This is a genomic window from Pseudomonas sp. R19M (assembly GCF_050312585.1).
GTDB classification, from domain to species: Bacteria; Pseudomonadota; Gammaproteobacteria; order Pseudomonadales; family Pseudomonadaceae; genus Aquipseudomonas; species Aquipseudomonas palleroniana.
In genome coordinates this window covers 1-22052 of the sequence record NZ_JBNPJV010000068.1, presented here as the reverse complement: position 1 = coordinate 22052, position 22052 = coordinate 1, and the positions used below count along the sequence as shown (strand labels likewise).

19 protein-coding genes, 3 tRNA genes and 1 riboswitch are annotated in these 22052 nt (G+C 54.7%); of the genes, 6 read left to right on the top strand and 16 right to left on the bottom strand.

The annotated features are described in order from the left end of the window. The first annotated feature begins 50 nt into the window (after window positions 1-50). Window positions 51-530, top strand: a complete 480-nt coding sequence (locus ACQRBT_RS14495) for a hypothetical protein (RefSeq protein ID WP_412047364.1) — start codon at window positions 51-53, stop codon at window positions 528-530. Between the two features lie 444 nt (window positions 531-974). Here the strand turns inward: ACQRBT_RS14495 and ACQRBT_RS14490 are convergent, their stop codons facing one another. Continuing rightward, window positions 975-2642, bottom strand: a complete 1668-nt coding sequence (locus tag ACQRBT_RS14490; protein ID WP_412047365.1) for a UvrD-helicase domain-containing protein — start codon at window positions 2640-2642, stop codon at window positions 975-977. Next, window positions 2639-4594 carry an ATP-dependent nuclease gene (locus ACQRBT_RS14485; RefSeq protein ID WP_412047366.1) on the bottom strand — a complete coding sequence of 652 codons (1956 nt, stop codon included), beginning with the start codon at window positions 4592-4594 and terminating at the stop codon, window positions 2639-2641. Before ACQRBT_RS14485 ends, ACQRBT_RS14490 begins: the two co-directional genes overlap by 4 nt. A gap of 442 nt (window positions 4595-5036) precedes the next feature. On the opposite strand from ACQRBT_RS14485, the gene ACQRBT_RS14480 reads away from it, so the two are divergent. Next, window positions 5037-5795 (top strand): hypothetical protein, encoded by a 759-nt coding sequence (locus tag ACQRBT_RS14480; RefSeq protein ID WP_412047367.1) that lies wholly within the window; start codon window positions 5037-5039, stop codon window positions 5793-5795. Between the two features lie 27 nt (window positions 5796-5822). On the opposite strand, the gene ACQRBT_RS14475 is transcribed toward ACQRBT_RS14480, so the two are convergent. The 6 genes from ACQRBT_RS14475 to ACQRBT_RS14450 all read right to left on the bottom strand — a co-directional run bounded on the left by ACQRBT_RS14475 (window position 5823) and on the right by ACQRBT_RS14450 (window position 10557). After that, on the bottom strand, window positions 5823-6461 hold the full coding sequence (locus tag ACQRBT_RS14475) for a hypothetical protein (RefSeq protein ID WP_412047368.1): 639 nt from the start codon (window positions 6459-6461) through the stop codon (window positions 5823-5825). A 187-nt stretch (window positions 6462-6648) separates the two neighbouring features. Then, on the bottom strand, window positions 6649-8484 hold the full coding sequence (locus ACQRBT_RS14470; RefSeq protein WP_412047369.1) for a DUF4209 domain-containing protein: 1836 nt from the start codon (window positions 8482-8484) through the stop codon (window positions 6649-6651). A 351-nt stretch (window positions 8485-8835) separates the two neighbouring features. Beyond that, complete coding sequence (locus tag ACQRBT_RS14465; protein ID WP_191960275.1) at window positions 8836-9114, bottom strand: hypothetical protein; 279 nt, start codon at window positions 9112-9114, stop codon at window positions 8836-8838. A gap of 72 nt (window positions 9115-9186) precedes the next feature. Beyond that, window positions 9187-9570 (bottom strand): hypothetical protein, encoded by a 384-nt coding sequence (locus ACQRBT_RS14460; protein ID WP_177071326.1) that lies wholly within the window; start codon window positions 9568-9570, stop codon window positions 9187-9189. Window positions 9571-9660: 90 nt separating this feature from the next. After that, the gene (locus ACQRBT_RS14455; protein WP_223816899.1) at window positions 9661-9951 is read right to left on the bottom strand and encodes a hypothetical protein; all 291 of its coding nucleotides are present in this window, start codon (window positions 9949-9951) and stop codon (window positions 9661-9663) included. Between the two features lie 210 nt (window positions 9952-10161). Further along, window positions 10162-10557, bottom strand: a complete 396-nt coding sequence (locus ACQRBT_RS14450) for a DUF6957 family protein (RefSeq protein WP_337782111.1) — start codon at window positions 10555-10557, stop codon at window positions 10162-10164. A 186-nt stretch (window positions 10558-10743) separates the two neighbouring features. Between ACQRBT_RS14450 and ACQRBT_RS14445 the strand changes: the two genes are divergently transcribed. Then, window positions 10744-11241, top strand: coding sequence for a helix-turn-helix domain-containing protein (locus tag ACQRBT_RS14445; RefSeq protein ID WP_167655065.1), 498 nt, complete (start codon window positions 10744-10746; stop codon window positions 11239-11241). A 339-nt stretch (window positions 11242-11580) separates the two neighbouring features. Here ACQRBT_RS14445 and ACQRBT_RS14440 read toward each other — a convergent pair. Next, a tRNA-Arg gene (locus ACQRBT_RS14440) sits at window positions 11581-11652 on the bottom strand. 550 nt (window positions 11653-12202) lie between these two features. Here ACQRBT_RS14440 and ACQRBT_RS14435 point away from each other — a divergent pair. Continuing rightward, window positions 12203-12430, top strand: a complete 228-nt coding sequence (locus ACQRBT_RS14435; RefSeq protein ID WP_104994604.1) for a hypothetical protein — start codon at window positions 12203-12205, stop codon at window positions 12428-12430. A 530-nt stretch (window positions 12431-12960) separates the two neighbouring features. Further along, window positions 12961-13287: an Arc family DNA-binding protein gene (locus tag ACQRBT_RS14430; protein WP_060757333.1), complete on the top strand. Its 327-nt coding sequence runs from the start codon at window positions 12961-12963 to the stop codon at window positions 13285-13287. Window positions 13288-13390: 103 nt separating this feature from the next. On the opposite strand, the gene mgtE is transcribed toward ACQRBT_RS14430, so the two are convergent. From mgtE to ltaE, 7 genes are all read right to left on the bottom strand, one after another. Further along, entirely contained in the window at window positions 13391-14833 is a 1443-nt protein-coding gene (mgtE, locus tag ACQRBT_RS14425; protein ID WP_060757332.1) for a magnesium transporter, read from the bottom strand. Between the two features lie 349 nt (window positions 14834-15182). Beyond that, window positions 15183-15259: transfer RNA gene (locus tag ACQRBT_RS14420), tRNA-Arg, on the bottom strand. Between the two features lie 108 nt (window positions 15260-15367). Continuing rightward, window positions 15368-15458, bottom strand: a tRNA-Ser gene (locus tag ACQRBT_RS14415). Window positions 15459-15520: 62 nt separating this feature from the next. Continuing rightward, window positions 15521-15709: a carbon storage regulator CsrA gene (gene csrA, locus ACQRBT_RS14410; protein ID WP_003175645.1), complete on the bottom strand. Its 189-nt coding sequence runs from the start codon at window positions 15707-15709 to the stop codon at window positions 15521-15523. A gap of 174 nt (window positions 15710-15883) precedes the next feature. Further along, a complete protein-coding gene (locus tag ACQRBT_RS14405) occupies window positions 15884-17125 on the bottom strand; it encodes an aspartate kinase (RefSeq protein WP_060757331.1) in 1242 nt (413 codons plus the stop codon). Between the two features lie 97 nt (window positions 17126-17222). Then, window positions 17223-19841 carry an alanine--tRNA ligase gene (gene alaS, locus ACQRBT_RS14400; protein ID WP_090369068.1) on the bottom strand — a complete coding sequence of 873 codons (2619 nt, stop codon included), beginning with the start codon at window positions 19839-19841 and terminating at the stop codon, window positions 17223-17225. A gap of 146 nt (window positions 19842-19987) precedes the next feature. Beyond that, on the bottom strand, window positions 19988-20992 hold the full coding sequence (gene ltaE / locus ACQRBT_RS14395) for a low-specificity L-threonine aldolase (RefSeq protein ID WP_060757329.1): 1005 nt from the start codon (window positions 20990-20992) through the stop codon (window positions 19988-19990). 188 nt (window positions 20993-21180) lie between these two features. Then, window positions 21181-21350: riboswitch (FMN riboswitch) on the top strand. Between the two features lie 112 nt (window positions 21351-21462). Here ltaE and ACQRBT_RS14390 point away from each other — a divergent pair. Then, window positions 21463-21972, top strand: coding sequence for a 6,7-dimethyl-8-ribityllumazine synthase (locus tag ACQRBT_RS14390; RefSeq protein WP_104994607.1), 510 nt, complete (start codon window positions 21463-21465; stop codon window positions 21970-21972). The last annotated feature ends 80 nt before the right edge of the window (window positions 21973-22052 follow it).

Genomic DNA, 22052 nt, shown 5'->3' with positions numbered 1-22052 from the left:
GGTGTGCTCCAATTAACCGAATCGGCGCTCAAAAATTCAGGAAAGCCCTCATGGCCCAGCCGCTTTTCGACTTTGACCTCAAACGCGTCTCGCACCAGCACTACATAACAGGGAAAGCTGCCATCAATTTCCCCTATCTTGGGAGCAGCACAGGGGGATGGCATTTCCTTTCCTATTTTGATCGGGAATCGGGGGTGGCTAAGGTGTCGTTGGCAGGTATCCATTATCCTGACACCACAGCCTACTTTGGCGACCTGGGCATCATTGACGTGACCGATGAGCTAGCGAAGCGCGGCTGGTCTGTGGATGGCCATCCCCTGTTCATGGCAGATCACTACCGAGCCGCTGCGGACATGATCGTTAGATGGGCATTGAGTGAGTCCAGCCACTGCAGCGTCGAGGTTAATGATTGGTTCTCCTCTAGAGCTGAAAGACAGCGACTGCTTAAGATTCTAGATACAGGAAAGTCACAGCTTTCGGAGGTTGGCCGATGGCAAAAAGTGGAAGCGTGGCTTCGTAAGCAAACTTGAATCTCGGGTGGATAGGGATTACCCAGCGCGTGCTCCACAGACCAGCACGGCGGGCAAGCACAGACGGTGAGTGCAGCCTTCTGGCCCCTGTCTGCCCAGGTCGTACTCTGCCAAAACATCGGGCAAACCTATACGACTGCCCGCACCGTTTGAGCCAGCGATGAGATGAACTAGGCTCTGCGCATCATCCCAAAGAAGACCGCCATGCCAGATAATTCGAACTACCAAATCGCCACGGCGGACGCCCTGACATTGCTGCTGCATACCCGAACCAACACGAGCCCTAGTTCCGACCGGTGAGGAATACCCGCCCAGTTAGGCTTGCTCGGTTCAATCTTAGAGCCTCGGGCCATACGTCCAGCCTGGCTGCGCAAAAAGATAGACAAGTCAGTACGTCTTTCAGATGATCATCAGAGATCAGTGATAGACCAAAGTTTTTCAGATTTAGTTAGAGTGGGTTCTCCAAAGGTTCACATACCCCAAGAATTCTGCCTGAGCTGTGCGGGGTAATTTCCAGTAGTTAACCTGCCCAATGTTTTCTCTACGACGAGCCGTTGTCACGACAAGTCTTCTTTCTGCACGCGATACGCCGACGAAAAACGTGCACTGAACTTCATGATGATCCTTGCCGAAATAGGCCTGGTCTTCAACACCCAGCAAAACAACCGTATCGAACTCCAGCCCCTTGCTCTTGTGCACGGTTAGGATTCGAATCGACTGGTCATCAGATAGCTGAGCCAACGCTTTCAGAAGATCAGGCTCTTTCGCCAAAGCTTCGTCAATGTATTTCTTGACGTCCTCAATGAGCTCGCGAAGGTGCTCCCTGGACTCGTAATCGTGGGAAAGCCCGGCTAGCTGCGTCGGCCCAGCCATCGCGAGGAACTCCTCCAAAAGTGTCCATCGTTGGGCAAACGTTTTGGTCGCCATATCAGCTGAAGCAGACTTGCGTGCTTCTTTGATGTATCTGCTCCAATTGGTCTTCAGCTTCCCTTCTGCATCGTCCTCTACCGGAATGATGCGACGGGTGAGACGAGTCCAAGCTTTAGGCTCTCTAAGCCCGTAAATGCACAACAGGTAATCCACGATGACTTGGGCGATGGGCTCAGTCGAAATGTCTTGCGCCTTGTTTTCGTTTCGATAGCTAATCCCCCAAGCATCTAGCTCATCGGTCAGTCGCATGCAGTAAGCCTCCGGCTGGATTCGCGTGAGTATGGCGATTTTGGCAGGAGCAATGCCTTCCACGTTGACCCAGTGGGAGATGCGCTCTGCTAGATCACTGGCCTCCTCCTCACAATCGGCATAGGACAACACGTGTACCTCTCCCCCCTCACCGGCGAGTAAGTGAGCAGGCATTTCTGAGTCCGGATCTAGAACTTTGATGATCTCGTTCTGGAGTTTGAGCAGGTGCGGCAGCGAACGGAAGTTTCGATAGATATTGAGGTGCTCGGCTTCGAAATCATCGACGAACTCGGCGAATATCCCTTCCAAGGCGCCAGCCCACCCCATGATTTTTTGCTTTACGTCTCCCACCGCAGTTACGCGACGACCTGATCCTTTAAACAGCCTCGTCACCAGCTCATATTGCTCATCCGTGCAGTCTTGGAATTCGTCCAGAAAGACGTCGCTGTAGGTCTGGCGTACTGCGTTAATAGCTGCCGGATAGGCATCCAGAATCTTAATGGCAAGCGGGATGAGTTCCTTGAATTCAGTTTGAACGGGGTGAGCCTTGCCCTTGACGACAACTTTGAAACCCGAGTTCAAAGCATCGTCGCCAGCTAATATTGGTCTGAAGCGCTCGATGATCCTCTTCGCCAACCCGTGGAATGTGTAGCTGTCGAACCGACCTGCATACGTCGCACCGCAGCGACGCCGCACGCGCTCCTTCAGGTTGTTACTGGCGTCGACTTTGAAAGCGATGGCCAGAATGCGTTTTGGATAAAGGCACACGCCTGTTGTGAGCAGGAAGTCGGCACGCTGAGCAAGCAGCTCTGACTTCCCGGAGCCAGGGCCAGCAGTCAGGGCCACGCAGCGCTTTTGCTCCTTCGCTGCAAACTCTGCATTGGGTTCAAGCACGATTCCATGGGATGGTTTCCAGGCTTCGACCTTGATCATTCGTGAAGCTCCCTGGCCATCTTGATAACATGATTGACCAGTCGCTTGAGCGACGGCGGCATCGCCTCCCTCAAATCATCATCAGTGAGATTGGAAAGGGCTTCGATGTGCGATTTAGGCTTGCTGTCTAACTTAAACAATTTGTGGTACGCAGCGAAATAACTGCGCTCTGACACGGTGTACTGCTTCTCGTCATAGAAGCTGTCACCCAGCACCGATCTGAGTTGGCCGACTTTCGGCGTCACAAGATATTTGGCCTCGACACCGAACGCCTTTGGGAACGCGCAGAGCATGGCGAAATCCAAATCCATCGGGCTGGAGAAAAAAACCTCAAATGGTTCTAGCTCAGCGATATAGCTCCTCAAACTACGGTCTTTCTCGACTTTGAGAAGTTTATATTTAGGATTATTCCATTTCGGAAGTTTCTCAAGCTGGTCGCCGGGCATGTATCCCTGGTTAGGACGGTGATAATTGAGCTGCGTCGCAACGTAGTGAATTCTCCCCCACCCGCCGCCATGTCTTGCTACATCGAGATCCAGCAGGGTCACATATGGAATTTCAAGCCCGCTCAAAAGGCGCCAGAAATGGTTCACATGTCGGCCACCAAGCGGCGCAATGCAAACCGCAGCCTCATCCACCATAAGCCCTTCAGCGGCAAGTAATCGAGGGAGCACAATTTCCTCGCTATCCCCCTCCCCGAGTACGACCAGCCTTGAAAAATAGATCTCGGGAAAAGCTTGCACGGCTTCCCTAACAAACTTGTAAGCCTCACCGTTTTTGTCCGGTGGCATCTTAATCTTGGCAACCACCGTGCAGCGCGATTCATCAAGCCTGAGATATCGAATTTGCTCTGGCTCTACCCGACGCAACATCGAGGGGGCATGTGTGGCAATCATCGCTTGCGCATCTGAGTTTTCTTTGCCGAGCACTAGAGCTTTCAGTGACGACACAATCCGGCCCAGATAATGAGGAGATAGACTGTTTTCCGGCTCCTCCAAGGCTATCAGGGTGAATACGGCAGGCTTAAGCTTATCCATATCGAACGAGTCATCATCGCCCTTAAGCACTGCTCTGCCGATTGCCTGGGAGGTCAGTACCAATGCCAGGTAAAGCATCGACTTTTGTCCATCGCTCAGACGAGAGAAGTCGACCTGCTGTTCCCCGTGACCAGGGGTGAATGACACTGAGAGATGCCTCAGCAGCGCTTCGATCTCATGGGTTACGAAAGTCAGACTCGGGTCTTTGAAAAACTTGCCTTTGTGCAGTTTCCCCCAAGCGTTAGCTATTCCGTCCCCGAGGTTGATGACCGACTGGTTCGTGCTGAGGCTAGCGGAAATATCTGCAGACAGTTGGCTGATTTTTTCGCGTTGCTCCGTCCAGCTTACTGCCCGCAACAGTCGGCCTAAAAGCGCATTAGTCCCATAGGTGATGTGCTCTGCCGGGTCACGACGGGCAGGTAGATAGTGCACCTGTATCTGATTGCGCTCATCACGCGGTACGGGCGACGTTGCAACTGGATTCCCGTCCTCGTCGACCTCAGAGACATAGCGCAGGGTCTGCTCGATATCATCGTCCAGTCCTAGTGAGGCATCCAAACGGTACCGTACGCGCGGCACGCCTTTGATGTTATCCAGCCGCATGTGCCCAAAGTTGCACGGGATGGTCGGGTGCTCCTTGCTCTCATCGGCAATTTCAGGGAAGTAAAAATCCGCCTCGATCCACAGAGTTCGCTCATCCGGCCTTTCTTCTTCATCATGTGCGACGAAGAAATCAGATTTGCGCAGCCGCCGTTGATTGGGGTCAATTGAGAAAAGGCGACAGAGCGCCTGCAATGTAGCCGTTTTTCCAGAACCGTTAGGCCCGATCAGGAAGGTTAGCTTTCGGAAATCGATAATCACCGGCTCTGCGCCGAACGATTGGAAACCACACACGCGCATCTGCTTGAGTATCAACGCTCGAATCCCTTCTAGCTAACCATGACCGGCGGCTGAGGCTCTCAGGCACGCCCTGTTATAAGTGAAGCTGCAGCGAGCCAATCCTAGCGTAGGTAGTCACCCAGTAGTAGCCAAAGAGTGGCAAAAAGCAGCTTAAGGTTGGGATAGGGGCGCGGGCAGCCAGCAACACTGCAAGACACCTAGTCAGTAAAGAAGTACCGATACGTGGAAGTGGTTTCGGTGAAAGCAATGTAGGCTTGAAGGTAGGTAGCGCCTTTCAGTTGGCGCCAGTGCTGAAGGTGGTTAGGCGCGTGCTTCCAGCTATTGCACGCTACTCATTGGGCACTGATAGCATGCGACCATAGCAATCAGCCCGCTAACTAACGAAAAATTCGTACTCACCAATTTCTTGAACATGCCCGGCTTCTCTACTGAGTCGGTCTACTGAAGGCGCAAAAAGATGTGGCCACCGTTCCCCGTCGAGAATCTTGTTTCATCTGCCGTCGAGGCGCTGAAAATCCAAGGAGATGCTAGAGCCATCGCAGTGCTGGTAGCTGGACAATGCTCTCTCGATTCGGATGAAGGCAACATGAACATCAGCTATTGGATACTCGCAATCAGCTTGGACGTGAAAATTTTCTTCGCCATGACGGAAGAAGATCGAGAAGCAGTGAAAACCGCAATCACAGGCGTTATTAGTCCATTTTTCGCCTCGACTCCCGATCACGCCCTAAGCTTCGTGAACATATCCCCGCTGGTGAACGAGCCTGAGGATGGATGGCGAGAAGATGCAATGAGGTTTGTTCAAGGTGAAGGTGTGACCAATCAGGGCCGTGTCCGTAGCGACAATATCGCGTCTAAAGAACATCAAGGTCTCCTGTTTAGATCCCAAGCGGAAATCACTCTTTTCAAAGCCCTCTGCCGAGCAAAAATGGCTGTGGCCCCGCTCCCAGTTTTCGTCAGGCATGGGAAACGATACAACCGCCTTGAGCCCGATTTTGTGGTGATTTTCCAAGGGCTGACATTCGTCATAGAGGTTGATGGAGACACCTACCATCACGAGACGCCCGCACAAGCAGATCAGCGTCTGATCCCTCTCACCTACGAAGGCGTCGAGGTACGTAGAGTCCAAGCTTCAGAGTTGAGCGACGATAACTCTGCAGATGCGGTAGTAAAAGATCTTCACGATTTTATGGCCCGTCGAAAAGGATCACGATGAATACTTACCAATCTGCCCGGGCAGCATCTATGGGGCGTACTGGGCGATTGTCCGGTCGACGTGTGCATCGGCTAGCCGATAGATATTCGTCATTTCAACATCAAAGGCCTGAGCTATCTCTTCTTCGGTTGGAGAGTCACCCACTCGGTCAAACGTACGTCTTAGGCGGGATTTCACTTTTTCGTAGACTCTGCCAAGCACTTGGTCACTCTCCAGATACCTTCTCAAGCTAGAAAGCTTGTAAGGATCAGTAAATCTAGATGCAGCATCCTGAACCATCACCTCGTATTTCGATGTATCTATCGAAAACGCTGGGACGGTGTAGAAATGGTAGGCACACGCCTTCCTGATGCGCTCATCGTGCTCATAACTTTCCTGCTGCAGCTCTTGATGCTCGCGGTCAGCCTCCTCCTCTGCAGCTTCGTTATCACGAATCATGCTTTCGACTTGCATCTCGGCTTTCGACGCGAATGCAAGCAGATCTAGATCGTCCTCTTGGTAGGCTACCTGCTTCAGGAAGGTCGCTATCCCCATCACCTTATATTCCAGGAAAAAATCGTAATCCGAATAGGGGGCATAATCCAAATGACGGTCGTGCTCTGTATCCTGCAGAGCCTCCAGCCGGTTCATCCACGTCTGCAAATGAGCTTTGAGCGTAGCTTTCATCAATGTCCTCTTTACTCTGAAAATCAAACCCGCTAGCAGAATCTAATCGACAACGTGCCGGTCAGTGCTGCCCGTGGAGCAGGAAATATGGGATACAGGCGCAATCTTGTTGCCCCCCGCATGCGGCTGTCGCTTTGCATTGCGGATCTACCCGCAGCATGCGACAGAGCCATCGACTGGGGCAGTGCTACGCCCTAGGTACCGTCTCCCAAAATGGCCCCGAGATGTACTTGAGCATGAACCACCAGGCGTAGACGATAGATTCTGAGTAGAACTGGTCGTCGCAGAGCAGACCATGCGCAAAGGTGTTCCTGAGATTCGGGCCATACGGGCTGCAGAACACAGCTTTGATTTCAAAAGCTACGTCATGGCCAAGCAGCTCGGTGACACCTTCGACATCCATTAGGGTGCTCAATCCATTTTCGGTAACGATGCCGTCAGCACTGGACGTCGAAGTGTTGAGACCGGCTTCCTTCATTCTGTGTCGAACGATTGCTTCCATCTGCGGTATGAGGAAATGAGCTGCCATACCAAAGTCCCCTACGAATCCCCAGTACAACCCCTTACCGATCATCTGCGCTCGATTTGGAGGAACGAAAGCAGATGCTTTGGCCAGCTCAACCATGTCGATCTCTTTGACACAGTGCGATTCTGAGATGATCGCAAGCGCCGGCAAAACTCCTCCCCTCACCGTAAGCTTGATGAAGTGCAAGTGTTCGCTGACCATCTTGGCCTGGATTGTATATTCATCCTCCTCAGTTAGTTCGCCGCCGAAGGACAGTGGAGGTCGTTTCGCAATCACTCTACCAGTCTCATCAAAGAAGACTGCCTCTGTCAGGGAGCTCAATATCCCTGTACGTAGTGACTTTATCGCTGCCTGCCGGGATTCAGCAGGAGAGCAAAACGGGTACATATTTGCGAGATTATAAAGGGCGGTACCAAAGGACTGGCCTTCGATAAGGTGTTTGGTACGGTCAACCAGGTTTGTGATATCTGTGCTCGTTGAGAGCTTGTGCATCTGCTCCACCACGCGGGCACCGGCCTCAGCAATTCTCTTGCGCAGAACAGGCAGAACCTTGTCTACCTCGAATTCAGCTCGAAACGCTCCTGGAATAGATCGGTAGATTTGAAGAGCATTCTCTAAAGCGTTTTGCGCCACAATCGGGTGAGTTTGCTCCCCCCTAAGCTCCGCCTCTGATATCCACGTCTGCGCTACGGCGACCGTCATTTTTACAGCAAGCAGGTCGCGGTTGGACAACGCAAAACCTTTGCTAGCTGTCTCGAAACACCTACGAGCGCTAAACACATCATTCTTGCTCTGGAAGCGTTGCCCGAGCTCAGCCATCATTTCAGGTAATTCTGGCACCTCGGGGTGGTCAAGCCTGTACTCAATGACCGTCTCTACCAAACCCACGGAGAATGCTAGTTCTTGGTGGATCGCCTGCTTGGTTGCGTCCATGATCATCTGAGTAAGGGTCGTAAGCCGCCCCTCAGCTCCAGGCCCAATCATCTTCGCCAGGGATAGCGCTCTTTGGAAACACTCACGACCCTCTTGGTACCAAACCGCATCATTCAGTGGAACCGTCGCATAGCAGTCAATGGCGGCCCGGGCGTGCCGAATGTGCTTGAGGCCAGGTGTAATCCAGAGTAGATCGGAGACTCTCGCCTTCAAGAGGCCGTTAGGGAGGCAGTCGACCAAGTCCTTGAAGAACACGTACTCTTCGTCGACCATGCTGGCCGGTGACATCGAATGCCGGTCACCAATGAGTAGGTAGGGCCTGAAGGGCTCATTTCTGTTGCTAGTGTCCAGCATCATCATGCAGAGATCCGCCAGCAGCCACCAAACCCTCGCGGCCTCGAACTCCTGGGCTTCAGAGGCGGCCTTCGCCAGTCCCGTCAGCGCTCCGGAAAGGGCAGAGTAAGTTGGCTCAATGCCGGACGTGGCACGTTCATGATCGGACTGGCTAAATGCGCCGAGACGCAATGGAGTATTTTCAGGATAACGAGGGGCTTGCTCCAACACGACGGTCTCTCAAGGGACGATGGTAGAGCAATGTTTACGACGCGGCGTTTATAAAAGCAAAAGGTTTTGGCCTAAAGCATTGTGCGCCAGCACTCGACCGTTAGTGAATGTAAGACTCGCTTCCGATCCAGCCAAGAGGGTTCGGCATATGACCCTACGAGTCAAAGCAAGCGGAGCACGCAGGCCGCTAAGCCGGAGACGTGAGGATGGGAGCCCGCCAGGGCCAAGTCACGAAGGGCTTGGTGCATGACAGCCGTCCCCGGAGAGGCACGCAATGAACTGTCGGTGCCCGACTTAACCTCAAAAGCCGTATTCATTGATAGTGCTTGAGAACTAATCTCAAACGACCAATCACAAGTCGTTCTTCTCCTCCGTCAGCTCAACGTCACCCAATGACCCCAAGTGAATTCGTCGACAAGGTAGCTCGACAAGGAGACCTTGCTCAACAAGCAACCGAGGAAGCCCCCAAAGCAATTCGGTGATCTCCCAAGTTTCCGTGACAGCAGATACGGTCTCGGCAACGAATGCGCCAAGGTCGAAATCTTGGGTCGCTACAAACGGCCCTTCCCGGCTGTAGGCGTCAAAGATACCGGAAGCAATGGAGACGACCTCGCCTTTCTTCAGGAGCATGAAGCCACCTTGATCCCAAAGTCACAACAGTAGGCCGAGACATTCCCTCCCTCCCGCCCTCCCGATGAAATATCACTGCAAGATCCGAGGGGTCGGATGGTACTGCCCATTAGTGGTACGCAAAAAATCACGCAAGCTGGCGCGGCCATTTTGGCGCTGAAAAGTTGCTAATACATAACGGCTATTCTCCGTCGTCATAACCCAGAATCTGCCTTCGCGCTCAACTTTCAATACGTCAGAAGTGCGGATCAAATGGCCGTCTCCGAACCGCCCGTATTGGTCTTTCCGCTTGTGGCCAAACACCACACCGATGCCTGCGCGCGCCCTTATGGATACGCCACATAGGTACGCGGTAACCGGTAAGTCGAAGCCCTGCTCTTGCGCTTTTATGATTCGCAAGAGGTCGAAATCTGTATGGCGCTTTCCGTGGAAATTTACATCTATCGTGTCGAGCATCACTACCCTCCGGCTGCGTTCTGTATGGAGATATCAGGAATTGCACACGCAACCAGGCGCGTTGGTATCGTGGGGGATTACTGGTAAATTTCAGGCTGATCGAATCATGCTTGAGAGAAAGACGGGCCTCAGGTTAGCCAGCGCTTCAATCTTGAAGTCTCGCTGGTGTGAGGTGTGATACACCGCCCCCTTAGCCACTTCCAACAAGCAAACCTCAGAACCAGACCTGTCCTCACCTACGGTTACTCTGGTTAACCGCTCCATCTGCCAGCCTCCGGACTTATTCATCCAAGATGGCGTCACAGCCATAATCTCGGTGATAGCTAAATCCGCACCTTGGCTTACCAACATTTTTTGAAGCTGGTGGGTGTCGTCAATCATCACCGCGCACTCGCTGGGCCGACCCTCGTTTTCGATGCTAAGGGTTAAGTGATACCAAGGCGTTCGGAGCAGCCTTGAGACTCCGCGCCAATGGGACACGCCCTTCCCGAACATTCCTGGGACGCCTATCAGGTCGTTGTCTAAGGTTCTGAACATGTGTCGCCTCAAGCTACTGGAGCACGTCAGTTGCCCAGCAGAACTGGTGGGTAATCAGAAAAGGGAAAATATCGCTTCGATAGAAGCAGACTTACGATGGCCTGGCCCGAGCAAAACGTAGACGGAGTTGCGTGTTTCGAATAGGTAGCCTTCTTTGAAAGCGGTACCCATGCTTGAGCGCACCCAATGACCTGGTTCGAAACGCCGCTGCTCATCGTCCACAACTTTGTGGGCAAACATAAACATTGGTTGGCAGCCTGCGGCGGCTACTTTGGCTCGCTCTTCGTCGGTGATGATGGCGTCTAGGATGATCCACTCCTCGACGGCGCATAGGGGCATCCATTTGTAGCGCTTTCTGGCTGCCTCCAAAGCGTCATCGAGATTCAGCTCAGTGCCCATCAGGCTAGCGCCAGGATCGCCCAGCAGACTGTCTTGAATGGGACTATCCACGTCCACCTCCCCTCTCGCTGTATTTTTCATAAATTGTCAGACCCCTAGCGCCGCCTACTCACCCCAAATGGAGGCTCTGATCTCAGAAAGCGGGAGTGGAGCTGCCATGACATATACAATAATACCTCATATTGATGTTTATCGGAAACCCCGTGGTATGGCTATATCCTGACTTTTGGCCAATCCATGCACCTCAAAATTGCCCTAGCCGGCGCCCTAAGGGCTCTTAGGCTGAATCGCCGCTTTCGGTATGAAAAGCTTTCAGACGCCAGCGCGAGATCGAAAATTAGCGCTCTAGAGCGTGGACAAACGAGTATTACGCTCGAAAAATTCGAAAGTTTGGCTGAAGCGCTCGAGATTGACCCGCTTGCACTGATGGCTTTGTGCATGTCTGCACGCCTTGGCACGCCCTACCCTCGTCTCATAGAAGAGGCACTAGAGCAGCTTCGAGCATTTGAAGCTGAAGGGGGCATAGGACTGCTAGCAGAGCAATTCGCGGATGGAGCGCTGATTCAGCGTACGCGTGGAAAACCTCAGAAAATTGAAAACCTTGAGGCCGTCAGGAAGCTCAAGGCGGAAGGTATGACACAAGCGCAGATCGCTCAGGAATTGGGTTTCTCCCCTAGCGTCGTCAATCGTCACTGGAAGCGGATTTTGAGCCAAGAGCAGCAGGTTAATCGATAGGCGTGAAGGAGTGTCGCATTTCGATCATCTACAACTAGCCTCTACCAGTCATACGCGCCCAACGATGGTTGGCTTGCTAACTTAACGAATCTTGCGGAAACCTCTAACGCGAAGATTTCAATTTCACCTGCGCCCATGGAGTCGAGCAAATGCTCATTTTCAGGAACTAGGGATTTGACGAGAGGCGAGTTAAGGGAAGGCTTTAGGCAATTTGGCGAGACGGCGAATCGTGTCATGACACAAACAGATAAATCACGGGCAGGCTAGACCAAGCGGTCGGAGGGATGGCTCTCATCTGAGAAAAATCATAAAAAACAGCTAGCTACTGAAGCGAGGATATGTCCCCTGCAGGAATCGAACCTGCACCTAGCCCTTAGGAGGGGCTCGTTCTATCCGTTGAACTAAGAGGACACGACAGCAGAATTTTCCTTCACATTTGCTTCAAAAACAAGATGAGCGGCAATGCTCACCAATGCGCAGCAAGCTCAGATAGATACTAACGGAACTAGGCTGAACTCCCCCAGCAGCAGGGGTTGATGCTCTCCCTTCAATGTGCAGCAGATTTTTGTCCTGATAAGAACGGCCAACCTTCCCCTTAGGAGGGGGATGCTCTATCCAATTGAGCTACTGGGACACATGGAAGCCGTCAGGCTAAGAGCCCAGTGACGGACGGCGTGCATGTTAACGGCCAAGATAGATTTTGTCATGTCGTCCGTAGGCATTTTGAGTGTAGGCCTAAGCTTGCAGAAGCAAACGCAGTTCAACCCCGCAAATTCGGGCTGCAAATGGAATCGTGCAAATTGCATTGACCCAAAAAGCGAATACATTGCAAATTGCATTCTCTACCCTCACAAAACCAATGCAACCAGTTGATTTTAAAGCATTAAAATATTGGCACGACACCTGCTATACGTCTCCTATAAGCCAGCTTTGCAAAAACTAGTCAGCGGAGAATAGAACCATGAATAGCGCCGCCCTGTTAGCCCTGAATACCGTAGCCTTGGCCGCGCTGGTGATATTTCATTTTCAGTCCACGAATGCCCAGAACACGACACAGATCAACCAGCCGGTTCCACATCACCTCCAGCAACGCCCGCAATTGGCTGTAATGACCGCCGCCCCGCCCTCCCCCGTTTACACGGCTCAAGGCGCTCAAACTTCGACCACATCCAAACACTGGATCTTCTAAGAGAGCCACCAGACCCGCCGATCCTGGGTTTGGCGCTCATGCAACTCTGCCCGCCTACGACCCAGCCGCAGCATTTATTGCCGGCGTAGCGTCCAGTAGCTTCACGCCGACCCGGTCTACCGGATGAAATCTACCCAAGACCGCGCAGAACCATTTCAGCTCGACCTTATGTCGCCTGACGCTAGCAAATCGGCAAACTGCCACTAGTCTTAAGATTGAGGGCAAAAGGCCATATTGCGGTAGGATGTGCGCCCTCAACCCGCGTGCAGCCTGGGCTTGCGCGACGATCTGGATTCGAGATGCTGCGCAATTTTTTTTCCAACCAGTCCGCAGAATTGAAAATGAGTGCTGGCATAAAGCCTGTAGGCGGTTCAATATTTGTCACAGAATTGACGCCAAGTAAACGTCAAATCTGAGGCATGATGCGGCCTCTTTGCAATTCGGGTTGAACTTTGGTCGTGAGCCTTGTCTTAACACTCATCTTGCGGCCAATTCCAGAAACCGCTCCTCTGAACTAACCGGTTAAATATATGCGCCCATTGAAACAGGCAATTTATTCCAGCCGTACGGCTGACAAGTTCGTCGTACGTCTGCCAGACGGAATGCGGGAACGCATTGCCGAGGTGGCTCGCAATCATCACCGCAGCATGAACTCCGAAATCATCGCCCGCCTGGAGCAGAGCCTTATTCAGGAAGGGGCGCTGGGTGAGGAGTTGAGCATGCGCATGGACAGCCCAGAGCTGTCACTGCATGAACGCGAGTTGCTGCAGCGTTTTCGTCAACTCTCCCACCGCCAGCAAAATGCTCTCGTCTCGCTTATCGCACACGATGTTGAGGCAGCCGCAGAAGCCAATTGATTCACCATTGAAAGCAGAAGCCAGCCAAGTGCTGGCTTTTTTTGTGCGAAATCTGGGAAAGGAGTATGGAACGAGGGGCAGAATTGCCCCCCGCGAAAAGGCATCAGAGCAGGAAGATCGTTGCCAGGCCCAGGAAGATGAAGAAACCACCACTATCGGTCATGGCGGTAATCATCACGCTGGCCCCCATTGCCGGGTCGCGACCCAAGCGTGCCAAAGTCATAGGGATCAGTACCCCCATCAGAGCGGCCAGCAGCAAGTTGAGCGTCATGGCAGCCGTCATTACAACGCCGAGCGACCAACTTCCATAAAGCATGTAGGCCACAATACCGATCACCCCACCCCATACGACTCCGTTAATCAGCGCCACCGCCAGCTCCTTGCGCATAAGGCGTGACGTATTACCGGTGTTCACCTGATCAAGCGCCATGGCTCGTACGATCATGGTGATCGTCTGGTTGCCGGAATTACCACCAATACCGGCAACAATAGGCATCAACGCTGCCAGAGCCACCAGCTTCTCAATCGAACCTTCGAACAACCCAATCACTCGCGAAGCAATGAAGGCGGTAATCAGGTTGATAGCAAGCCACGCCCAACGGTTACGCAAGGAACGCCAGACCGAAGCAAAGATATCTTCCTCTTCACGCAGACCCGCCATGTTGAGAACTTCGGTCTCACTCTCCTCACGAATCAGGTCAACCATTTCATCGATGGTCAGACGACCGATCAGCTTGCCGTTCTTGTCGACCACCGGAGCAGAAATCAAGTCGTAACGCTCAAATGCTTGAGCGGCATCATAGGCGTCTTCGTCCGGGTGAAAACTCACCGGATCACTGGCCATTACCTCCGCAACTTTCTTCTCAGGGTCGTTGACCAGCAGGCGCTTGATCGGCAGTACGCCCTTCAGGATACCTTCGTAATCAACGACAAACAGTTTATCAGTATGGCCTGGCAGCTCTTTAAGACGGCGTAGGTAACGCAATACTACTTCCAGGCTGACGTCCTCGCGGATGGTGACCATCTCGAAGTCCATCAAAGCGCCGACCTGGTCCTCGTCGTAAGACAACGCGGAACGCACGCGCTCACGTTGCTGGCCGTCAAGCGCTTCCATCAGCTCATGGACAACATCACGGGGAAGCTCTGGAGCAAGGTCCGCCAGCTCGTCCGCATCCATCTCCTTGGCCGCTGCCAGGAGCTCGTGATCGTCCATGTCGGCGATCAGGGTTTCACGGACCGAGTCGGATACTTCGAGGAGGATATCACCGTCGCGATCAGCCTTGACCAACTGCCAGAGCGTCAGCCGATCATCCAGCGGCAAGGCTTCGAGGATATAAGCAACGTCGGCAGAGTGCAGGTCATCGAGCTTGCGTTGCAACTCGACGAGGTTTTGCCGGTGGACCAGGTTTTCGACGCGGTCGTGATGCGGACCTTCCTGGCGGTGCGTGAGGTCTTCGACCACGCGCTGGCGCTGCAGTAGCTCGATGACTTGAGCCAGACGATCCTGCAGGCTTTCCTGTGTTTTCTTTACTTCTACTTCGGTCATAGGCGAACTCCACTCCCAGCAGCGGGGCACGCCGGAAGGATCAATCAGTCAATTCATGATTGGTAAAGCGGGGTACTGAGTAACTACTGGGTAAGTCCATGGAGGTATTCCACAAGCCCCGGCGGGGCTGACGGGCACAATGATACACGCTGCGTGCGCTTTTAACGTTAAAAAACTGGAAAGAACAAGCGCTTGCGAGACAAAGCTCAGATTGGCTGCATCTATGAACTGCGACGACGCAGCCCGAAGGGAAAACACATGAAGCAGGAGAAAAAGATAATGCCTGCGAGAAAACCTACACAAACGCCAGACGGCAAAAAGCCCGCACTAGGCGGGCTTTTTGTTTGTATGGTGCACTCGACAGGATTCGAACCTGTGACCGCTCGGTTCGTAGCCGAGTACTCTATCCAGCTGAGCTACGAGTGCATTTGTTGCCGCGCATTATAGGCCGTTCAATCTCTATGTAAAGCTATTTTTTCGAGTATTTTCAACAACTTACCGAAAAAACCAGATTGCAACGTACTAAGCAAATAATGGCGGAGAACGGGGGATTCGAACCCCCGACACCCTTTTGAGGTGTACTCCCTTAGCAGGGGAGCGCCTTCGGCCACTCGGCCAGCTCTCCGCAACACGGGGCGTATATTAACCACGTTCATCCCCGTTTGCAAACATAAAAAACGATAAAAATTAAAGGCTTGGTTCTTCGTCCTTCTCTTTCTTGATCCGCAGGTAGATTTCCTCGCGGTGAACAGCCACCTCTTTCGGAGCATTAACCCCGATGCGCACTTGATTACCTTTGACGCCGAGCACGGTCACGGTGATTTCGCCATCACCGATAATCAGGCTTTCTGCGCAACGACGAGTCAGAATCAACATACCTTTCACCTCACGCATTTCAGTTCAGGAACAACAGTCTGCAAAAAAAAGGCCCTCGACCTACAACCCGAAGGCCATAGCCCTACCACCTAAGTATTGTCGAGCCCACACAAAAGAACATGCGCCCCACAAAAAAATGAAAGGCGCGGTAAACCGCGCCTTCCTGGCATCACATCACTCGCCCTGTCGGGCCGGAGCATCCAGCTCGAAAGCGGTATGCAGTGCGCGTACAGCCAACTCCAGGTACTTCTCTTCGATCACTACCGAGACCTTGATTTCCGAGGTAGAGATCATCTGGATATTGATGCTTTCCTTGGCCAGAGCGCCGAACATACGGCTGGCAACGCCGGCATGGGAACGCATGCCCACACCTACGATCGATACCTTGGCAATCTTGGTATCGCCGATCACTTCACGGGCGCCAATTTCGTTAGCGGTGTTCTGCAGGATTTTCAACGCCGCATCGTACTCGTTACGGTGTACGGTGAAGGTGAAATCGGTGGTGTTATCGTGCGAGACGTTCTGCACGATCATGTCGACTTCAACGTTCGCATCGCTGATAGGGCCCAGAATCTTGAAGGCCACGCCCGGGGTATCCGGTACGCCACGGATCGTCAGCTTGGCTTCATCACGGTTGAAAGCGATACCGGAAATGATCGGCTGTTCCATGGATTCCTCTTCATCAATAGTAATGAGGGTGCCCGGACCCTCTTTGAAGCTGTGCAATACGCGCAGCGGAACGTTGTATTTGCCGGCGAACTCTACTGCGCGGATTTGCAGCACCTTGGAACCGAGACTGGCCATTTCCAGCATCTCTTCGAAGGTGATCTTGTCCAGGCGCTGGGCGACCGGCACCACACGTGGGTCAGTGGTGTAGACGCCATCCACATCGGTGTAGATCTGGCATTCATCAGCCTTGAGGGCCGCCGCCAGAGCCACACCAGTGGTGTCCGAACCGCCACGCCCCAGGGTGGTGATGTTGCCGTGCTCGTCCACGCCCTGAAAGCCCGCCACAACTACCACGCGCCCGGCTTTCAGATCAGTACGGATTTTCTGATCATCGATTTGCAGGATGCGCGCCTTGGTATGCGCACTGTCGGTCAGGATGCGCACCTGGCTGCCAGTGTAGGACACCGCCGGCACGCCACGCTTGTTCAGCGCCATGGCCAGCAACGCAATGGTCACCTGCTCGCCAGTCGACACGATCACATCCAGCTCACGCGGCAGCGGCTGTTGATCACCACTGATTGCCTTGGCCAGATCGATCAGGCGATTGGTCTCGCCGCTCATGGCCGACAGCACCACCACCAGGTCATCCCCGGCATCGCGGAATTTCTTAACCTTGTCGGCGACCTGCTCGATTCTTTCGACAGAGCCGACCGAGGTGCCTCCAAATTTCTGTACGATCAAAGCCATTTCTAAGCCGCCTCAGCCCGTAAAGGGGCGCCCAATAAACAAATCTTGCAGCACCGCAGCGAGCCCACGACTAGACCATGGGCTCATTAACAGCGCCTTAAATACCGGCCTCGACAAACGGTACGGTCAGGCCCAGGGCCGCGTCCAGGCTGCCGGCATCTACACCACCGCCTTGCGCCATGTCCGGACGACCACCGCCCTTCCCGCCCACTGCCGCGGCGGCTTGTTTCATCAAATCACCGGCTTTGAGTTGGCCAGTCAGGTCTTTGGTTACACCGGCAACCAGAACGACCTTATCCTCATGGACACCGCCGAGCAGGATCACTGCGTGGCCGAGTTTGTTCTTCAACTGATCGACCAAGGCCAACAGCGCCTTGCCGTCCTGGCCGTCCAGACGCGCAGCCAGCACTTTCACGCCCTTGACGTCCAACGCTTGAGCAGACAAATCGTCACCCGCCGCGCTGGCTGCCTTGGCTTGCAACTGCTCCAGCTGTTTCTCCAGCGCACGGTTGCGCTCAAGCACCGCAGACAGTTTGTCGATCAGGTTGTCGCGGCTGCCCTTGACCAGGCCCGCCGCTTCCTTGAGTTGTTCTTCGGCGGCGTTGAGGTAGGCCAGGGCCGCTGCCCCGGTCACCGCCTCGATACGCCGCACGCCGGACGCCACACCGCCTTCACTGATGATTTTCAGCAGGCCGATGTCACCGGTACGGTTGGCATGGATACCGCCGCACAGCTCCACCGAGAAGTCGCCGCCCATGCTCAGTACGCGCACGCTGTCGCCGTACTTCTCGCCGAACAGTGCCATGGCGCCTTTGGCCTTGGCGGTCTCAATGTCGGTTTCTTCAGTCTCGACCGGAGTGTTCTTGCGCACTTGCGCGTTGACGATATCTTCCAGTGCCTTGATCTGCTCCGGCTTGATCGCTTCGAAATGGCTGAAGTCGAAGCGCAGGCGCTGACTGTCGACCAACGAACCTTTTTGCTGAACGTGCTCGCCAAGCACCTGGCGCAACGCAGCGTGCAACAAGTGAGTGGCCGAGTGGTTCAGCGCGGTAGCGTGACGCACGTCGGCATCGACCTGGGTATCGACCGGCGCACCGACCGTCAAGTTACCCAACACCAGCACACCGTGATGCAGGAAAGCCCCGCCGGTCTTGGTGGTGTCACGCACTTCAAAGCGACCCGACGTCGAACTCAGGAAACCACAGTCACCCACTTGCCCACCGGACTCGGCATAGAACGGGGTCTGGTCCAGGACCACTACCGCTTCGTCGCCTTCATTCAACACGTCGACCGACTTGCCGTCCTTATAGAGGGCAACGATCTTGGCCGACCCCACGGTCGCCTTGTAGCCGATGAAATCGGTAGGCACGTCCACCTTGACCAGGGTGTTGTAGTCCAGGCCAAAGGAACTGGCGGAACGCGCACGCACGCGCTGGGCCTCCATTTCGCGCTCGAAACCGGCTTCATCGATGGTCAGCTCGCGCTCACGGGCGATGTCGGCGGTCAGGTCCATCGGGAAGCCGTAGGTGTCGTACAACTTGAACACCACGTCGCCCGGCACCACGGTACCTTTGAGCTCAGCCAGGTCCTGCTCGAGAATCTTCAGGCCGTGCTCCAGGGTCTTGGAGAACTGCTCCTCCTCAGCCTTGAGCACGCGCTCGATGTTTTCCTGCTGCTGCTTGAGCTCCGGGAAGGCGTCGCCCATCTCGGCGACCAGCGCGGCCACAATCTTGTAGAAGAAGCTGCCGGTGGCGCCCAGCTTGTTACCGTGACGGCAGGCGCGACGGATGATACGACGCAGCACGTAGCCACGGCCTTCGTTCGACGGCAGCACGCCATCAGCAATCAGGAAGCCGCAGGAACGGATGTGGTCCGACACGACCTTGAGCGACGACTGGTTTTCATTGGCGCAGCCAATCGCCGCAGCCGATGCGCTCAGCAGGTTGGTGAACAAGTCGATTTCATAGTTGGAGTGAACGTGCTGCATCACCGCACTGATCCGCTCCAGGCCCATGCCGGTATCCACCGACGGTGCCGGCAGCGGATGCAACACGCCGTCGGCGGTGCGGTTGAACTGCATGAACACGTTGTTCCAGATCTCGATGTAACGGTCGCCATCTTCTTCCGGCGAGCCCGGTGGGCCACCCCAGATGTCGGCACCGTGGTCATAGAAAATCTCGGTGCAAGGACCGCACGGGCCAGTATCGCCCATGGTCCAGAAGTTATCGGACGCGTAAGGCGCGCCCTTGTTGTCGCCGATGCGGATCATGCGCTCGACGGGCACACCGACGTCCTTGGTCCAGATGTCATAGGCTTCGTCGTCTGTCGCGTAGACGGTGACCCAGAGCTTTTCCTTGGGCAGCTTCAACACACCGGTCAGGAAGGTCCAGGCGAACGTGATCGCATCTTTCTTGAAATAGTCGCCGAAGCTGAAGTTGCCCAACATTTCGAAGAACGTGTGGTGGCGAGCGGTGTAACCGACGTTTTCCAGGTCACTGTTCTTACCGCCGGCGCGTACGCATTTCTGGCTGCTGGTAGCGCGGGTATAAGCGCGCTTCTCCTGGCCCAGGAAGCAGTCCTTGAACTGGTTCATCCCCGCGTTAGTGAACAGCAGGGTCGGGTCATTGCCAGGGATCAAGGAGCTGGAGGCTACACGGGTGTGACCTTGCTCTTCGAAGAAGCGAAGGAAGGCTTCACGGATTTCTGCGCTTTTCATTAGGTTCTTCCACGGAGTCTGCGGCCAAAGGCCAGTGCGCAACATCATCAGACGGAGCGACGGCAAAGGGCCGCATTATATCGGCCCTTTGCCGGTGGTACAGCGTGTTTATGCGATAGAAGCATTCAATTAGACGGCCAGCACTGTCATTTTCGGGAAAACTCGACGAATGCCTGCACGACTTGCTCGATCTGCGCCCGGCTGACATCCATATGCGTGACCATGCGCAGACGCGGCGCGGCGACCAACTTGATCCCCCGCTCGGCGGCAAACGCCCTCAGGGCCTGAGCCTGCCCACCGATCTGCACGTAGACCATATTGGTCTGCACCGGCTCCACTTCATAACCGGCTTTGCGCAGTTCATCGCCCAGCCACTGGGCATTGGCATGGTCGTCGGCCAGGCGCGCCACCTGATGATCCAAGGCATACAGCCCTGCCGCCGCCAGCGAACCTGCCTGACGCATACCGCCGCCGACCATCTTGCGCAAGCGACGCGCCTTGGCGATCAACGCCGTAGAGCCGCACAACACCGAACCAATTGGCGCGCCCAGCCCCTTGGACAAGCACACCGAGACCGAGTCGAAATACTGGGCAATTTCCCGCGCCTCCACACCGAGCTTGACCGCCGCGTTGTAGAGCCGCGCACCGTCCAGATGCAGGGCCAAACCACGCTCACGGGTCAACGCGCGGGCCTTCGCCAAGTACTCCAACGGTAGAACCTTGCCCTGCATGGTGTTTTCCAGCGCCAGCAAGCGGGTGCGGGCGAAGTGGAAATCGTCGGGCTTGATCGCCGCCGACACCTGGTCCAGGTCCAGGGAGCCGTCCGCCTGCGCCTCCAGCGGCTGCGGTTGGATCGAGCCCAATACGGCCGCACCACCCCCTTCGTATTTGTAGGTGTGGGCCTGTTGGCCGACGATATATTCCTCGCCGCGCTCACAGTGAGCCATCAACGCCAGCAGGTTGCTCATGGTGCCCGTGGGCACGAACAGCGCCGCCGCAAAGCCCAGGCGCCTGGCCAGCTCAGCTTCAAGGTGGTTGACGCTCGGGTCTTCACCGTAGACGTCATCACCACTGACCGCACTGGCCATCGCGTCCCGCATGCCGGGGGTGGGTTGGGTCACGGTGTCGCTGCGCAGGTCGATCACTGACATGAAACTGGCCTCTGTGAGTGGGTAAGCCCCTTAGAAGGAGATTACTGCGGGCAAAGCCGCGAGATATCAAGCCCTACGTGTATTCAAATGAATACCAACCAAACAAACCGATATAGCTTATCGATACAGCGGCCGTGCAGTTTTTGAAAAACCGTGTTAAAAACTCTCCGCCGCCAGGGTTCTGGCGGCAACGTTCTCAGGGCGGGGTGTAATTCCCCACCGGCGGTAATTGCACGCAATGTGCATAGCCCGCGAGCGCTTGGCGCCTTGAACTGCTCACGCAGGACGGCGACAAGGTCAGCAGACCCGGTGTGATCCCGGGGCCGACGGTCATAGTCCGGATGAAGAGAGAACGGGATTGGCACCTAAGGGCCGTTCGCTGACCTCATGCGTGCATGACCGGCGTTGCGCACCCTTAAATCCCATTCGATTCATAACGCCCTGTTTTTTTCTTAAACAGGAGTCAGAACATGCAACCCACCGCAATCGACAGCAAAAGCAAAAACCATCACGGCGAGCGTATCGCGTTTATCCAAGCCTGCTGGCATAAGGATATTGTCGACCAGAGCCGTAAAGGTTTCCTTGCCGAAATCATCGCCCAGGGCTACCAGGAATCGGACATCGACTTCTTCGAAGTCGGCGGCGCGTTTGAAATGCCCCTGCACGCCAAGTTGCTGGCCAAGACCGGCCGTTATGCCGGTATCGTGGCTGCCGCGCTGGTGGTGGACGGTGGCATCTACCGTCACGAATTCGTCGCCCAATCCGTGGTCAGCGGCCTGATGCAGGTGCAGCTGGAAACAGAAGTGCCGGTATTCTCGGTTTCTCTGACCCCGCACCACTTCCACGCCGGCAGCGAGCATCATGCATTCTTCCATGATCACTTTGTGCATAAAGGCCAGGAAGCTGCGCGCACTTGCGCCGATACCCTGCACAAGGTGCGTGCGATCCGTCGCAGCGAACCACGTGCCTTAGCAGTCTAAACAACACCACAAAAACAATGTGGGAGGGGGCTTGCTCCCGATGGCGGTGTCTCAACTACAGATGAGTTGACTGTCACACT

Bases quoted from the DNA above. Each gene is read 5' to 3' on its own strand.
- ACQRBT_RS14480 (WP_412047367.1), top strand. From the start codon at position 5,037: ATGTGGCCACCGTTCCCCGTCGAGAATCTTGTTTCATCTGCCGTCGAG.
- ACQRBT_RS14475 (WP_412047368.1), bottom strand. From the start codon at position 6,461: ATGAAAGCTACGCTCAAAGCTCATTTGCAGACGTGGATGAACCGGCTG.
- ACQRBT_RS14465 (WP_191960275.1), bottom strand. From the start codon at position 9,114: ATGCTCCTGAAGAAAGGCGAGGTCGTCTCCATTGCTTCCGGTATCTTT.
- ltaE (WP_060757329.1), bottom strand. From the start codon at position 20,992: ATGTCAGTGATCGACCTGCGCAGCGACACCGTGACCCAACCCACCCCC.
- ACQRBT_RS14445 (WP_167655065.1), top strand. From the start codon at position 10,744: ATGCACCTCAAAATTGCCCTAGCCGGCGCCCTAAGGGCTCTTAGGCTG.
- ACQRBT_RS14435 (WP_104994604.1), top strand. From the start codon at position 12,203: ATGAATAGCGCCGCCCTGTTAGCCCTGAATACCGTAGCCTTGGCCGCG.
- csrA (WP_003175645.1), bottom strand. From the start codon at position 15,709: ATGTTGATTCTGACTCGTCGTTGCGCAGAAAGCCTGATTATCGGTGAT.
- ACQRBT_RS14430 (WP_060757333.1), top strand. From the start codon at position 12,961: ATGCGCCCATTGAAACAGGCAATTTATTCCAGCCGTACGGCTGACAAG.
- ACQRBT_RS14405 (WP_060757331.1), bottom strand. From the start codon at position 17,125: ATGGCTTTGATCGTACAGAAATTTGGAGGCACCTCGGTCGGCTCTGTC.
- ACQRBT_RS14495 (WP_412047364.1), top strand. From the start codon at position 51: ATGGCCCAGCCGCTTTTCGACTTTGACCTCAAACGCGTCTCGCACCAG.
- alaS (WP_090369068.1), bottom strand. From the start codon at position 19,841: ATGAAAAGCGCAGAAATCCGTGAAGCCTTCCTTCGCTTCTTCGAAGAG.
- ACQRBT_RS14490 (WP_412047365.1), bottom strand. From the start codon at position 2,642: ATGATCAAGGTCGAAGCCTGGAAACCATCCCATGGAATCGTGCTTGAA.
- ACQRBT_RS14460 (WP_177071326.1), bottom strand. From the start codon at position 9,570: ATGCTCGACACGATAGATGTAAATTTCCACGGAAAGCGCCATACAGAT.
- ACQRBT_RS14455 (WP_223816899.1), bottom strand. From the start codon at position 9,951: ATGATTGACGACACCCACCAGCTTCAAAAAATGTTGGTAAGCCAAGGT.
- ACQRBT_RS14390 (WP_104994607.1), top strand. From the start codon at position 21,463: ATGCAACCCACCGCAATCGACAGCAAAAGCAAAAACCATCACGGCGAG.
- mgtE (WP_060757332.1), bottom strand. From the start codon at position 14,833: ATGACCGAAGTAGAAGTAAAGAAAACACAGGAAAGCCTGCAGGATCGT.